Here is a 15,005-nt window from a genome sequence, read left to right as displayed (position 1 = left end):
ACATCGTCGGCTTTTACAACTGCAAGCGCATCAATTCAGCGTTGGGCAATCTGTCTCCCGCCGCCTATGAACGAAAAATGACAGCACGCGAACCTATCGCGGTGTCCGAAATTACTTGACCACAGCAGTACGCTTACCTTGATTCTCTGTCACCCGTTTAACTGCCAGCGCTTTTGCGCTGAACGAGCGGGTCAGCCACCGCTGCAAGGCTTTCACCCTGCGCCAGTCACCTTCCTGCGTTGCCTTCGTTAACCGAATCTGCATGACTTTCACGCTCTTCTGAACGCGTTGCCAGTTGATGGCAGCCCATTCATTGGGAACGTGCGAGGACGCAGAATCGATTGCGAAACCTTCGATTACTTTCATTGCTGAACCTCGTCGTAGTAATGCCCGCCGAAGACGCAGCTTCCCCCGAAGGGAAGAACTGCATCCCTTCGGGGCGATTGAAATTAACCTACTTTTGTCTATGTAGTCGCTGACGACTATTGCACCAGATGGAAGTCTGCACGTTTTCACGTCGGGACAAATTTTGAATCCCTATTCCTGCCATTACAGCCGGACATTCACTTTTTCCATCCTCCCATACCCGCTCCGCCATGGGTTTCCCTCACGGGTTACTTGCCTTCAATGATCCGATAAGCGACGAGTCGGGCTTACCACGTTCCTTGAGATGCCCGCACGGCCAAATTGCGCCGCACATGACTGTTTAGGGTCTGACTTTCCCCCGGTGGTTTGACGACGACGTATCCCCAACTTCTACGGAGATATCCAACCACGTACCTTTTGGTTCAGGCCAACAGTAGATTAGGCCTGTCAATGATCACGAGGGTTCAAGCGTCAGTTCACATTACATTACCCATGCAGCCTCACCTAGCCCCTCAACCGCCTTTCTGCTGGCAGTCTCCGCTCGACCATTCGCATGGTGTTCACGCCGCTTACGCGGGGGTACATTGTCATCGGAGCTTCAAAACCCCTCCGTTACCGGAGACGCATGTCCGAGTAGGTGACAAGTGGTCGCACACCCGGTCACAGCAACAACATTCCAGGACGCAGAATAGTTGAGTGTGACAAGGCATCTCAGAGCTTGCGCGATCTTGCTGTTCCATTCTGTTTAGACAAGGCCGAAAAATGGCCTACCGTAGATTTCCTGCTAACGAGGAAATCAGATTGTTCAAAATCCCTAAAAATTTCGTGGAATTTGTCGCAAATTAGCAACGCAATGGCCACCTTGTGAGTGGAGAATCGAGGAAAATAGTGCCTAAATTACAAATAACTCAGTAATCAAGACGTATTAAACCAAGTCATTGGAACATTGCGATTGTTTGATTTTTCCCCGAATTTGCAGACGCAACTAGGGAGCCCACGGTGTTTAGTGCCAGTCTTATTTTTAGATTTAACGGAGTTAAATCAAAGACTTACCGCGAGGCTTGCAGGATGGATACAGCTTTCTTGATTACTACTTACTGCTTTGAATCAATGCCGCAGAGCGACGGATCGCGACTATCGTGTCGCACAGAAGTTTTCATTGTACGCTGCTTGTCAAATAGCGCTGCAGCGTTCCCGACACACATCATGCCAAAAATGTTTCCACCAGGCGCGCCAGCTCCGCCGGCTGGTCATGGTGCAGCATGTGGCCCGCATCCAGCATCATCTCGCAGCGCACATCTTTGATGCAGGCCAAACGCCGGTCAATTTCAATGCGCGCCTCTTCCTTGGGCCCCATCCATTGCCACATATTCGTCTCACTGGCTTCCACCCACAGCACAGGCGCCGTGATGCGGCGCCAGCAAGCCATCACTTCTTCCACCTGATACAAGATGGGATTGACCCGCTTGTGCTGCGGGTCGCCCATGATGTCCCACCCGCCCGCCTCGTTCTGCGCCGACCAGTGTTCGGCCAGGAAAGCGGCGCGCGCATCCGGCAGGCGCGGATTGGTCTTTTGCAGGCGTTCGGCCACGGCCTGTTGACTCGGATAGCTGCGCATGACGGGCGGCTCGCGCAATTCGTCCAGCCACTTGGCATAGCGGCCCGGCGCCTGCTCCGGCTGCGTCGCCATCATGCCGAAGCCTTCCAGGTTGATGAAGCGGCTGATGCGTTCGGGTCGCACGCCCGCATACAGGCCGGCCACGTTGGCGCCCATGCTGTGGCCCAGCAGGTTGACGGGTGCGTCCGGCGAATAGTGCAGCAGCATGGCGTCCAGGTCGGCCAGGTAGTCGGGGAACCAGTAAGTATCGGACTGCGTGTAATCGCTGAGGCCAAAACCGCGCCAGTCGGGCGCGATCACGTGCCAGTCGCCAGCTAACTCGTCGACGACGAACTGAAACGAGGCAGCCACGTCCATCCAGCCGTGCACCATGAACAGCATGGGCGCGCCTTCGCGGCCCCAATGGCGCACATGCGTGCGCGCGCCGCGGATATTGATGAATTCGGAACGGGAAAGTTTCATGGGTTTCATCTGATTGCCTGCCTTGAAAGTGGCGCGGATGGCGCCACATGCTGTGTCTGTAGGATGGTGCGGATATAAAAGTACGACCGTTCGATAATTATACCGGATTGGTGGACGGCGTCAGGACTTGCCCTGCAACAGCGTAAAATAGCGTACATAGCAGCTAAGCCAAGCAAAACTTCCGCGTCCGGTCCAGCCCGACGCTTCCACCACCGCCATAGGCTAACGATGACACTCTACCAATTGGGCGCCGATGCGCCACAGATTGACGCTTCCGCTTTTGTTGCCGACACGGCCAACGTGATCGGCAAAGTGACCCTGGAAGCGAATACGTCGGTATGGTTCGGCGCCACGATTCGCGGCGACAACGAACGCATCACCGTGGGCGCCAACAGCAATGTGCAGGAAGGCGCCGTCCTGCACACGGACCCGGGCTACCCGCTCGACATCGGCCAGAACGTGACCATCGGTCACCAGGCGATGTTGCATGGATGTACGATTGGTGATGGCGCCCTGATCGGCATCCAGGCCGTGATCCTGAATGGCGCGAAGATCGGCAAGGGCTGTCTGGTGGGCGCAGGCGCGCTGGTCACGGAAGGCAAGGAATTTCCCGACAATATGTTGATCATCGGCTCACCGGCAAAAGCCGTGCGGGCCCTGACGGCAGACGATATCACCAGGCTACAAGGCAACGCCGTGAACTATGTGCAACGCGGCCAGCTATTTAATACGCAACTCAAGAAGATTGGATAAGAGAATGACGACTGAAACCACGGGCGCCGTCAGCGCAGCCCTTACCGGCCAGGATACCCTGCAAAAATTTATTTTCGACAACGCCGCCGTGCGCGGCCAGTTCATCGACGTCTCCGGCACCTGGCAGGAAGTGCTGTCGCGCCACGCCTACCCGACGGCCGTGAAAAAAGTGCTGGGTGAAATGGTCGCCGCCGCCGCCCTGCTGTCGGCCAACCTGAAATTCAACGGTTCCATCATCATGCAAATCCATGGTGACGGTCCCGTGCGCTTGATGGTGGTCGAGTGCGATTCGGACCTGCGCCTGCGCGCCACGGCCAAGCTGGACCCGGACGCCACCGTTCCCGAGGTTGCCACCGTGCCGCAATTGCTCAACGCCACGGGCAACGGCCGCTTCATCATCACCCTGGACCCGGCCGACAAGGTGCCAGGCCAGCAACCGTACCAGGGCATCGTGCCGCTGGACGGCGACGACATGTCCACCGTGATCGAAAACTACATGTTGCGTTCGGAACAGCTCGACACGCGCTTGTGGCTGGCCACGGACGACAGCGTCTCGCGCGGCCTGCTGCTGCAAAAGTTGCCGCACCATGGCGGCAAGGCCGAAGCGACGCCCGTGTCGGAAGAAGACGCGCTGGACACGTGGCACCGCGCCGTGATGCTGGCGTCGACCCTGAAAGAGGAAGAAATCCTCGCCACCGACATCGAGACCCTGATGCAACGCTTGTTCTGGGAAGAAACGATCCGCGTCTTCGACCCGCTGCATCCGAGCTTCCATTGCAGCTGCACGCGCGAAAAAGTGGGCAATATGCTCAAGATGCTGGGCGAGGAAGAAGTCAACGGCACGCTCGACGAAGTGGGGCAAGTGGGCGTGAACTGCGATTTCTGCGGCCAGCACTATGCATTCGACAAGGTCGATTGCGCGCAGCTGTTCATCACGGATGCGCCAGCCGAACTCTTGATTCCACCCGCAACAAGCATTAACTAATTGTAATACTCCGCGCGCCGCCCCTCAGGCGGCGCCATTGTTTCCTCTGTCATCTTCCCGTCATCAGTTCGTCATCAGCCCGTCACGCGCCGCCGTTAGGCTGCGCAGCTTGTATTACTTCCAATATTTTCCACAGGCTGATGATGAAACCCCACTTGACGCTGGCCCTGCGCCGCCATTCCTTTCATGTTTTGCTGGGCGCTTGCGCCGCCGGCCTCTCCCTGCCGGCGCTGGCGCAAACGGCCGTGGCCGCTGCCCCGACTGCCGACGAGAATGCCCCGATGACCACCGTGGAGATTTCCTCGCGCAAGACGCGCTCCTCCGTGGCCTTGAGCAAGAATGATATCCAGAAAATCCTGCCTGGCACGAATCCCCTGAAAGCCCTGCAAACCCTGCCCGGCGTCAGCTTCCAGACGGCTGACCCTTGGGGCAACAACGAACAAAACCTGTCGCTGTTCGTGCATGGTTTTTCCGGTCAGCAACTCGGCTACACCATGGATGGCGTACCGCTCGGTGACCAGCAGTACGGCAACTACAACGGCCTGTCGCCGCAACGCGCCGTGATCAGCGAAAACGTGCGCAGCGTCGTGCTGTCCTCGGGTGCGGGCGACCTGGCGACAGCCTCGACCAGCAACCTGGGCGGCACCATCGAAACCTATTCCAGCGACCCGCTGGCCACGCAAGGCGCCAGCGTGCAACAAACCGTGGGCAGCCACCGCACTTCGCGCACCTTTGCCCGCTACGACACGGGCGCCTTCGGCGACGGCAGCAGCGCCTACTTTTCCATCCTGCACCATGAAGCGCGGGCCTGGGATTTCGATGCGCGCCAGGGCGGCGACCAGTTCAACGCCAAATACGTCAACCGCAGCGAAGCGGGCAAGCTGACCCTGTTCTTCAATTACTCGGACAAGATCGAGCCGAACGAAGACAGCACCGTGCACGTGAAAGGCGAAACGAGCGCGCCCTACACGCGCCCCTTCCTGTACCCGGACTTCAAGGCGGCCGTCAATTACCTGTCGTCGACGGGCGCCACGCCTGCCGCCGACGGCAACAATTACCGCAATTACTATAGCGATGCGCAGCGCACCGATTACCTGGCCTACGCCAAGTTCGACGCCAAGCTGGGCGAAGGCACGAGCTGGGCGAATCAGGTGTATTACCACAAGGATGACGGCGCGGGCGTGGTGGCCGGCCCCATCGGCGTGGCCGGCTTGCCGGGCCTGTTCAGCGTGTACTACCCGAAACAGAACCTGAAACAGGTGTTTGGCAACTCGGGCTACGCCGTGCGCACGACGGAATACGACATCCAGCGCGGCGGCTTCATTTCCACGCTGCGCAAGGAAATCGGCGAGCATCAGCTGGAAGCGGGCCTGTGGCTGGAACAGAACCGTTCGTCCGCCTACCGCCGCTGGTATGCGCTGGACGTCAACAACCCCACCTCGCCATATGACCGCCCCAGCAATCCTTTGATCACGCAGTACGGCAGCGAGATCGACAACAAGGTGGTGCAGCTGCATTTGCAGGATGAATGGCGCATCCGTCCCGATATCGCCCTGCAGGCGGGCTTCAAGTCCAGCCTGCAGTTTGCCGATGGCCAATTCCCCGTGCAGCCGGCCGTGGGAGCCATTGCCGGCGGCGCGACGGCCTTGCCGGTCGGCACCATCAACACGAAAAAATGGTTCTTGCCGCAAGTGGGTGCGCGCTGGGATGTCACGCCGCAAGACCAGTTGTATTTCAACATCCAGAAAAACATGCGCCAGTTCGTCACCTATGGCGGTGGCGGCGCCTCGCCATGGAGCTTGTCGAGCCAGGCCGCCTTCGACCTGTTCAAGCGCGACGCCAAGCCGGAAACGGCCCTCACCTATGAAGTGGGCGTGCGCGGCAGCCATCCATTGCGCTTGGGCGCCATCACTTCCATCGATGGCCAGGTCAATGTCTACCACGTCGATTTCAGCAACCGTTTGCTGCAGATCAGTCCCACGCCCGTGATTTCCTCCATCATCGGCGGCAACCCCGTGCTGGCCAACGTGGGCAGCGTGCGCACGGATGGCATCGACATCGCCGGCACCGTGCACTTTGGCAACAATTTTTCGTTCTACAATGCCCTGTCGTACAACCGCTCGCAATACGCAGACAATTACAACAATGGCGCCGCGCTGGTATTGACGGCCAACAAGAACGTGCCCGGTTCGCCGGAATGGCTGAACAAGTTCGTGGCCTCGACCACGGTGGGCGATATCGAAGTGCAACTGACGGGTGACTATGTGGGCAAGCGCTACGCGACGTACACCAACGATTTGTCCGTGCCCAGCTATTTCCTGATGGGCCTGGGCGTGTCGGGCAAGCTGCCGGCCATGGCCAGCTGGCTGAAAAACCCCCGTTGGCGCTTGAACGTCAGCAACCTGGCGAATCGCGAAGGCGCGCTGAACGTGGTGGTGGGCGCGGCCGACAAGACCTACAACACCTTCCCGATCGCCCCGCGCCAGGGCTTTCTCACTTTGACGGCGGATTTCTGATGCGCGCTCCTGTCTTGCCACAACGGCATTTTTCACGCCGCAGCTTCGTCCAGGCGGCCGCAGGCGGCCTGGCCCTGGCGGCGGGCCCCGGCTTTGCCGCCGGCCTGCTGGCCCCGCCTCCCGCGCGTCCGCTGGTATTCGCCCACCGGGGCGCCAGCGCCCTGCGTCCAGAGCATACGCTGGCGGCGTATGCCAAGGCCATCCTCGATGGCGCCGACTACGTGGAGCCAGACCTGGTCGCCACGCGCGACGGCATCCTCGTGGCGCGCCACGAAAGCAATCTGATCGACACCACCGACGTGGCGCGCCGGCCCGAATTTGCCAGCCGGCGCGGCAAGAAGATGGTCGATGGCGAATGGCACGAGGGCTGGTTCGTCGACGACTTCACCCTGGCGGAACTGAAGACGCTGCGCGCCATCGAACGGTTGCCGAAAGTACGCACCGGCAACACCTTGTACGATGGACAATTCCAGATCCCCACCTGGGAAGAAATCATCGATTTTGTTGCGGCGCAATCGGCCACCAGCGGGCGCATCATCGGCCTCGTGCCGGAGCTGAAAAGTTCCACCTACTTCCGCGATGCGGGCCTGGCGCTGGAAGACCTTTTCCTGTCGACCATGCTGGCGCACGAGTACACGCGCCGCGCGCCGATCGAGATCCAGTCCTTCGAAGTGGCCAATTTGAAGTATGTGCGCGAGAAGCTGGGACGGCGCGCCAACGTGCGATTGATGCAGCTGGTGGTGGGTGGCGATGTGCGCCCGATGGATGTGGTCAAGGCGGGCGGCAAGCTGACCTTCGGACAAATGACGACGCCGGCCGGCTTGCGCGACATCGCCGCCTACGCAGACGTGGTGGCGCCGCCCACGCGTGGCGTCATTGCGCTGGGCGCCGACCAGCGCCTGGCCAAGCCCACGACCATCGTCGACGATGCGCACCAGGCGGGCTTACTGTTGCACACCTGGACCTTCCGCCCGGAAAACCGTTTCCTGGCAGCAGACTTCCGCGATGGCAATGGCGAAAATGCGCGCAACGAAGCCGGTTCCGTGGCGGAAATGCGGCGCTATATCGAAACGGGACTGGACGGCTTTTTCAGCGACGATCCTGGGCTGGGGCGCATCGCCGCCGGATAAACATTTCGTAACAAATTCATTTTCAGGGCGTGACCGGCGGCTACGCCCTTATTATTCGTTTCTTGAATTACTGAAATTGGAATTTGAAATTAGACATATATCGCCAACTCCATTATTGTGCAATGCAACAACAGACCATTCATGGAGGGCATATGTCCACTTTTACCAACACCTACAGCAACGACGACAACTATTTCAACAACCTGGGCCGCGCCACGCGCGCCTTCCTGGGCGCCCTGCTCGCTACCAAGCCGTACAGCGAACTGGCACAGAAGAATGTCATCGTCACGCACACCAGTACCAGCAGCGCCGAAGAACAGCGCCATGTGCGCCCAAGCAAGCGCGACATCGCCCTGCTGAACTCGGAAGCGACCCGTTATGAAAACCTGATGCCGAACTTGGCCTCGGAACTGCGTTTCCTGGCTTCGCGCGGATAAAAAACGCCCAGGGCGGCATTGCCTGCGCCTCGCCGTACGTTCGGCCTGGCGCCTGGCCCTGGACATTTTTTAAGCCAACTAAATACTGACAAGGATTTTTATATGATATTTCTCGAAACCGTACTGGTAAGCGTGGCCGTCGTGGTCACCGGCATCCATTTCTACCTGATCTCGACCGGCAAGGCCCGTTTCTGATCAGCAAGCAGCAAGGTCATCGCGTGCAGCAGTACAAGGTATAGCAAGGTGACAGGTCAGCCTGGCAATCGGTCCAGGCTGACAAGCGGGAAGTCCTTAGTACTCAGTGTGGCGCAGCAGCGTCCACCGGCATTTCCAGCAGTGGCGGGGTCTGGCCCTTGCGCACGATCTGCACGAAAATCTCATTCTGTTTGACCATGCCCAGCTCATAGCGGGCACGCTCCTCGACGGCGCCCGTACCATCTTTCAGGTCGCGCACTTCGGATTCGAGCTTGGCGTTGCGCGCCTTCAATTCCACATTCTTCTTGTTGGCCAGCGCCACTTGGGCTTCCATGTCGGCAACACGCAGCCAGCCGCCTTTACCCAGCCAGAGGGGAAATTGGATCAACAGCAGCAGAGCTGCCAGGGCGAGCGTAATCAGGCGCATGGGGCATTCAGTTAAAAAACCGGCCGGATATCTCCGGCCGGCCAGTGGGTTTTACATCAGCTTACTTCAGATTATAGAACGCATCGCGGCCAGGGTAGCTGGCGATGTCGCCCAGGTCTTCTTCGATACGCAGCAACTGATTGTACTTGGCCATGCGGTCCGAACGCGACATCGAGCCGGTCTTGATCTGCAGGGCGTTCGTGGCAACGGCGATATCGGCGATGGTCGAATCTTCCGTTTCGCCCGAGCGGTGCGAAATGACGGCCGTATAACCGGCGCGCTTGGCCATTTCGATGGCGGCGAAGGTTTCCGTCAGGGTGCCGATCTGGTTGATCTTGATCAGGATCGAATTGGCGATACCCTTCTGGATGCCTTCTTTCAGGATCTTGGTGTTGGTGACATACAGGTCGTCGCCGACCAGTTGCACTTTCTTGCCCAGTTCCGCCGTCAGGATCGCCCAGCCGTCCCAGTCGCCTTCATGCATCGCGTCTTCGATCGAGATGATCGGGTACTTGTCGCACCAGGTCGCCAGCAGGTTGGTGAACTCGGTAGCCGTCAAGCTCAGGCCTTCGCCTTCCATTTCGTACTTGCCGTTCTTGTAGAACTCGGACGCGGCGCAATCGAGGCCGATGGCGATCTGCGTGCCTGGCTCGTAACCGGCTTCTTCGATGGCCTGGATGATCAGCTTGATGGCTTCTTCATGGTTGGCCAAGGATGGCGCAAAACCGCCTTCGTCGCCCACGTTGGTGTTCAAGCCCTTCTTGTGCAGGATCTTTTTCAGCGTGTGGAACACTTCCGCGCCGTAGCGGACGGCTTCCTTGAACGACGGGGCGCCCACGGGAATGATCATGAATTCCTGGATGTCCAGGTTGTTGTCGGCGTGTGCGCCGCCATTGATGACGTTCATCATCGGCACTGGCATCTGCATGGCGCCCGAACCGCCGAAATAGCGGTACAGCGGCAAGCCCGCTTCTTCAGCAGCGGCCTTGGCGACAGCCATGGACACGGCCAGGATGGCGTTGGCGCCCAGGCGCGATTTGTTTTCCGTGCCGTCCAGGTCGATCAGGGTACGGTCCAGGAATGCCTGTTCATTGGCGTCCAGGCCCATGATGGCTTCGGAGATTTCGGTATTGATGTTTTCGCATGCTTGCAGCACGCCCTTGCCGAAGTAGCGCTTGGCGTCGCCATCGCGCAATTCCACGGCTTCGCGCGAACCGGTCGAGGCACCCGACGGCACGGCCGCACGGCCCATCACGCCCGATTCCAGCAACACATCGCATTCGACGGTCGGATTGCCGCGCGAGTCCAGGATCTCGCGACCGATAATATCAACAATAGCACTCATGTCATTCTCCAAAGTTAAGCGTAACAGGGGCTGCACACTGCGTTCTGATGCGCAATTGCACAAAGGGGGCAAAGAAACTCCCGGCGGGTACCATCTGGCCGGGAGCTGTCTTACGGGTAATACTCTCGCAATCGACCGCGTTATTGCGCAGCGGCGTTGGCTTCTTTGTGCGCCAGCGCTGCCTTGATGAACGAGGTAAACAAGGGATGACCAGTGCGTGGCGTCGACTTGAACTCGGGATGGTATTGCACGCCCATATACCATGGGTGGGAATTTTCACCCGTGCGTGGCAATTCCATGATTTCGCACAAATCTTCGCTCGGCGTGCGGGCCGAGACGATCATGCCAGCCGCTTCGACACGGGCCAGGTAGTGATTATTGGCTTCGTAGCGATGGCGGTGACGCTCGGTCACCACGCTGCCGTAGATCTCGGCGGCGAGGGTGCCCGGATTGACGGCGCAGGTCTGCGCGCCCAGGCGCATGGTACCGCCCAGGTCCGAGTTTTCATCGCGCAACTCGACTTTACCATCGTGGTTTTGCCACTCATTGATCAGTGCAACGACAGGTTGATCCGTATCAAGGTCGAACTCGGTCGAATTCGCGTTCGGCATGCCAGCCTTGTTGCGCGCGTATTCGATCAGGGCCACTTGCATGCCCAGGCAGATGCCCAGGTAAGGGATCTTGTGCTCACGGGCGAACTGGGCCGCCATGATCTTGCCTTCCACGCCGCGCTTGCCGAAGCCGCCCGGTACCAGGATGGCGTCGTACTTGGCCAGGTTCTCGCAACCGGTCGTTTCGATTTCTTCCGAATCGATGTACTCGATGTTGACGCGGCTTTCCGTGTGGATGCCGGCGTGGCGCAGCGCTTCGATCAGCGACTTGTACGATTCGGTCAGCTCGACATACTTGCCGACCATGCCGACGGTCACTTCCGCCTTCGGGTGTTCCATCGTGTAGATCAGCTTGCTCCAGATCGACAGGTCGGCCGGCGCAGGATCGAGGTCCAGCGCTTCGCAGATGATGGCGTCGAGGCCCTGGTCATGCAGCATTTGCGGCACTTTATAGATGGTGTCGACGTCCCACACGGAAATGACGGCATGCTCTTCGATATTCGAGAACAGCGAGATTTTCGCGCGCTCGTCTTCCGGGATGGCACGGTCGGCACGGCACAGCAGCGCGTTCGGCATGATGCCGATTTCGCGCAGCTTTTGCACCGAGTGCTGGGTCGGCTTGGTTTTCAGTTCACCGGCCGAGGCGATGTAAGGCACCAGGGTCAGATGGACGAAGGCCGTGTTCTTGCGGCCGGCGCGCAGGCTCAGCTGACGCGCCGCTTCCAGGAATGGCAACGATTCGATATCGCCGACGGTGCCGCCGATTTCGCACAGGGCCACATCGTAGCCTTCGGCGCCACGGCGGATGTAATCCTGAATTTCATTGGTAATATGCGGAATCACCTGCACGGTCTTGCCCAGATATTCGCCCCGGCGTTCCTTGCGGATCACCGATTCATAGATCTGGCCAGTGGTGAAGTTATTCACCTTTTTCATGCGGGTGGAAATGAAGCGCTCGTAGTGACCGAGGTCGAGGTCGGTTTCGGCCCCGTCATCGGTGACGAATACTTCACCGTGTTGCATAGGGCTCATCGTGCCAGGATCGACGTTGATATACGGGTCGAGCTTGAGCATGGTGACTTTAAGGCCGCGCGATTCGAGGATCGCGGCGAGGGAGGCGGCGGCAATCCCTTTTCCAAGGGAAGACACAACGCCACCAGTGACGAAGACAAATTTGGTCATTGCAGATGGTGCCGAACGGCACGTGCGGGAAATTGAAATTATACACTAAAGCCCGCCTGCGGCGCTCTCCACACGTGGAAATTTGCGCCAAATGTCGACTATCGCCCCCCGCTCCTGCGGTCTACACACAACAAAATTACTCAATAGTAATAATTGAAATATTTCCAATTCCTTATTTTGTGTGGGCGAGCGAACAGACCCTGCCGCGCACTGGCGGCAGACTGGGATTTTTCAACGGAGGTCCATCATGAGCTACGAAGAACGCGACGCCTACGGCATGTATGTCAACCACGGCCACAAAGGTCCCGGCCCTGAACTGATGGGTGCCGACACCCTGATCGGCGACCATGTGCACAACGCCAAGGATGAACACCTGGGCGAAATCAAGGAAATCATGATCGACATGCGCAACGGCAAGATTGCCTATGCCGTCATGTCGCACGGCGGTGTCTTCACCATCGGTGAAAAGCTGTTCGCCGTGCCCTGGGAAGCGCTGCTGCTCGACACCGTCAACAAGCGCTTCACGCTCAACGTCGACAAGGAGCGCATCGAAAACGCCCCCGGCTTCGACACGGATAACTGGCCGAACATGGCCGATACGACGTGGGTGAACTCGATTCACAGCTATTACGGCACCACCCCGCGGGAATAGTCAGCTTTTCGCAGCAACCGCCCCGGCGCCTGGCACTGGGGTGGTTGCCTCACCTTGTTAAAACCGGTACTCCAGCCCCGCCACATACGTCCTGCCCCGCGCCGTGCTCAGCGGCGTATTCTCTTGCGACTGCGACGGCATCGAGTTCAGTCGGTTCAGCGCTTCCGAAAAATCCTTGTTCATGGCATTCTGCACCGACAGGCGCAGGAACAGATTCTTGCTGACCTGGTAGCTGGCATACAGGTCCACCACGGCGGGGATCTTCGGATTGTCGGCTTTGAGCACTTCGCCCGTTACCTCATCGGCCGCATTCTCCGGCGACAAACGACGATACGAACCCGTGTGCTTGAGGATGGCGCCCACTTCCAGTTTATTGTCCAGCAAGCGCGTGCCCACGTCGAGGTTGTAATACACGCTGGGCAGCTCGCTGATGTCGGCCACGCCAAACCAGGCGCTGGCGATCGAGGTGGGCTGGCGCGTCGTTTCTCGCGTGTACGACAGGCGCGCATAGGCCGGCCCCAGCTGATATTGCGCTTCCAGTTCCCAGCCGCGTGTATACACGGGCGTGGCCGAGTTGATGTAGATATACATATTCGTCACGTACTCATCCACATTCTGCCAATCCTTGGCGATCACTTCCGCGATATTGCACTTGCGGCCGCTGTCGCACACGAGGAAGGACTGGCTGGTGATATAGCCGTCGATCTTGCTCTTGAAATACAGGGCCTTGAAGTTCAGCACGTCATTCTTGCTCAGCAAACCATGCAGGCTGGAATTGAAGCCCAACTGGTAAGTCGTCGCCTGCTCCCCTTTCAGGAAGGGGTTCATGGAAGCGCCGCCATCGTTGGAAAAAAACACTTCCTGCGGATTCGGGCCGCGCATGGTGCGCTCGGCACTGGCAAACGGCTGGAACCACGGCGCGACCTGGGCCGACAGCATCAGCGAAGGATACACGCCGTGTTCTTTCAGCGCAATGCGTGACGCGCCTTGCGGGAAGCACTGCACGCGCAGATCGCAGGCAGGCTTGTAGCCCGTCAGCTCGAAGCTCGTATAGTTGAGGCCGGCATTGACTTGATAGATGTCACGGTTGTATTGCAGGCCCGCATACAGGCTGCTGATCTTTTGCACGCCCTCGGGGCCGAAGGTATTGTTTTCAATCGATTGCTGGTTCGCCTCGGGGTTGTCGGGATCGTAAACCAGGCTTTCCACGTGCTTGCTGTATTTGTTGCGCATCAGTTTGCCGCCGACGGTCACCAGCGCATCGCCGCCGGCCAGCTTGAAGCTGCTGGTGTTGTTGATATCGAAGGCATCAGCGCGGTTGGCCGCATTCGTGTTGATGAAATTGGTCAGCGCCTCGGGCATGTATTTCTGCCTGCCACGGCTGCTGCTGGCCACCATATTGAGGTCGATCAATTCCGAAAACGGCGTGTAGTGATATTTGACGTAGTAATCATCGCTCTGGATGTCGCGGCGCGTAAACGTGCTGCGGTAATCGCGCGCCGATAGTTCCAAAGAGTGAAAATCGCTCAATGTGAGGTCCAGCTTGAGCAGTTGCGACTTGGGCTTTTGCTTGTAATAGCGGTTATAGCCGAAACCAAATTCTTCGCTGTTGACGCCCTTGGCATTCTTGTAGTTGTTGCCGATTACGCTGGCACTGGTGGCGGCCATGAAGCCCACGCTGCCGCCATCGAAGGCGGGGTTTTTCATGGCCACGGCCAGCATGGCGCTGCGCCCCACGCCATTGCTGCCTGACGACAGCTTGCTGCGCGCCCCCGTTTTCTGGCCAGAGAACACCACGTCATCGACGCCGATGGTGCGGAAATTGGCGCTGCCGGCCAGCGCATTGACGCCGTCGCCGCCGATGACATTGCCGCGCGACACATCCACGCCGATGATGAAGTTCGGGTCGATCAAGGCGCCGAACTGGCTGCTGGGCACGCCGCCGTGCGAGACCGACGAGGGCGCGCTGCCATAATAGTTCTGGCTCACGCCATCGACCATCATGTTGACGCGGCCCAGACCCGACAAGCCGCGAATGTTGACGCTGACGGCACCCTGCGCCGGATCGATCTGGGTAAACGTGCCCGGCATGCTGCGCACGATCTGGTCCACCGGCTGCAAGCGCGTGTCCGGTCCGCGCGCGCTGACGGCGCCCGGTTTTTCCAGCGCCTGCTGCTCGGCCGAAACAGCCTCGCCCGATACATTCAGCGGCGAAAGCTCGACCTTGCCGCCGGTATTTTCTTGCGCCCACGCCTGTTGCGCGAGCAACGCCATGCACACGCCCACGGCATGCGCCATTGTCTTGATAGTCATACACCCTCGATTT

Annotated in this window: 11 protein-coding genes and 1 pseudogene; 6 read left to right on the top strand and 6 right to left on the bottom strand. The window is 58.9% G+C overall.

From position 1 onward, the window contains the following. Nucleotides 1-117: 117 nt before the first annotated feature. Nucleotides 118-366 (bottom strand): annotated as a pseudogene (locus CSZ94_RS20695) (reverse transcriptase N-terminal domain-containing protein); the annotation flags it as partial. A gap of 1,204 nt (nt 367-1,570) precedes the next feature. Continuing rightward, nucleotides 1,571-2,446: an alpha/beta fold hydrolase gene (locus CSZ94_RS20690; RefSeq protein WP_102123256.1), complete on the bottom strand. Its 876-nt coding sequence runs from the start codon at nt 2,444-2,446 to the stop codon at nt 1,571-1,573. Nucleotides 2,447-2,674: 228 nt separating this feature from the next. On the opposite strand from CSZ94_RS20690, the gene CSZ94_RS20685 reads away from it, so the two are divergent. The 5 genes from CSZ94_RS20685 (at nt 2,675) to CSZ94_RS20665 (ending at nt 8,267) form a co-directional block, all read left to right on the top strand. Continuing rightward, nucleotides 2,675-3,199 carry a gamma carbonic anhydrase family protein gene (locus CSZ94_RS20685; RefSeq protein WP_102123252.1) on the top strand — a complete coding sequence of 175 codons (525 nt, stop codon included), beginning with the start codon at nt 2,675-2,677 and terminating at the stop codon, nt 3,197-3,199. A 4-nt stretch (nt 3,200-3,203) separates the two neighbouring features. After that, nucleotides 3,204-4,184 carry an Hsp33 family molecular chaperone HslO gene (gene hslO / locus CSZ94_RS20680; RefSeq protein WP_102123251.1) on the top strand — a complete coding sequence of 327 codons (981 nt, stop codon included), beginning with the start codon at nt 3,204-3,206 and terminating at the stop codon, nt 4,182-4,184. 140 nt (nt 4,185-4,324) lie between these two features. Further along, on the top strand, nt 4,325-6,700 hold the full coding sequence (locus tag CSZ94_RS20675; protein WP_258001115.1) for a TonB-dependent receptor: 2,376 nt from the start codon (nt 4,325-4,327) through the stop codon (nt 6,698-6,700). Then, the gene (locus CSZ94_RS20670; RefSeq protein ID WP_102123250.1) at nt 6,700-7,830 is read left to right on the top strand and encodes a glycerophosphodiester phosphodiesterase; all 1,131 of its coding nucleotides are present in this window, start codon (nt 6,700-6,702) and stop codon (nt 7,828-7,830) included. Before CSZ94_RS20675 ends, CSZ94_RS20670 begins: the two co-directional genes overlap by 1 nt. 152 nt (nt 7,831-7,982) lie before the next feature. Then, nucleotides 7,983-8,267 (top strand): hypothetical protein, encoded by a 285-nt coding sequence (locus CSZ94_RS20665; protein ID WP_102123249.1) that lies wholly within the window; start codon nt 7,983-7,985, stop codon nt 8,265-8,267. A gap of 298 nt (nt 8,268-8,565) precedes the next feature. Here CSZ94_RS20665 and ftsB read toward each other — a convergent pair whose 3' ends face one another. The 3 genes from ftsB to CSZ94_RS20650 all read right to left on the bottom strand — a co-directional run bounded on the left by ftsB (nt 8,566) and on the right by CSZ94_RS20650 (nt 12,027). Continuing rightward, on the bottom strand, nt 8,566-8,889 hold the full coding sequence (gene ftsB, locus CSZ94_RS20660; RefSeq protein ID WP_102123248.1) for a cell division protein FtsB: 324 nt from the start codon (nt 8,887-8,889) through the stop codon (nt 8,566-8,568). 61 nt (nt 8,890-8,950) lie between these two features. Next, nucleotides 8,951-10,234 carry a phosphopyruvate hydratase gene (gene eno, locus CSZ94_RS20655; protein WP_102123247.1) on the bottom strand — a complete coding sequence of 428 codons (1,284 nt, stop codon included), beginning with the start codon at nt 10,232-10,234 and terminating at the stop codon, nt 8,951-8,953. Between the two features lie 140 nt (nt 10,235-10,374). Further along, complete coding sequence (locus CSZ94_RS20650; RefSeq protein ID WP_102123246.1) at nt 10,375-12,027, bottom strand: CTP synthase; 1,653 nt, start codon at nt 12,025-12,027, stop codon at nt 10,375-10,377. Nucleotides 12,028-12,274: 247 nt separating this feature from the next. Here CSZ94_RS20650 and CSZ94_RS20645 point away from each other — a divergent pair, with 247 nt between their 5' ends. After that, nucleotides 12,275-12,679 (top strand): PRC-barrel domain-containing protein, encoded by a 405-nt coding sequence (locus tag CSZ94_RS20645; RefSeq protein ID WP_102123245.1) that lies wholly within the window; start codon nt 12,275-12,277, stop codon nt 12,677-12,679. Between the two features lie 57 nt (nt 12,680-12,736). Here the strand turns inward: CSZ94_RS20645 and CSZ94_RS20640 are convergent, their stop codons facing one another. Continuing rightward, complete coding sequence (locus tag CSZ94_RS20640) at nt 12,737-14,992, bottom strand: TonB-dependent receptor domain-containing protein (RefSeq protein WP_102123244.1); 2,256 nt, start codon at nt 14,990-14,992, stop codon at nt 12,737-12,739. Nucleotides 14,993-15,005 lie beyond the last annotated feature (13 nt).

It is taken from the genome of Janthinobacterium sp. ROICE36 (assembly GCF_002869965.1).
Classification (GTDB): Bacteria; Pseudomonadota; Gammaproteobacteria; order Burkholderiales; family Burkholderiaceae_D; genus Janthinobacterium.
This window is presented reverse-complemented; position numbering and strand designations above follow the sequence as displayed.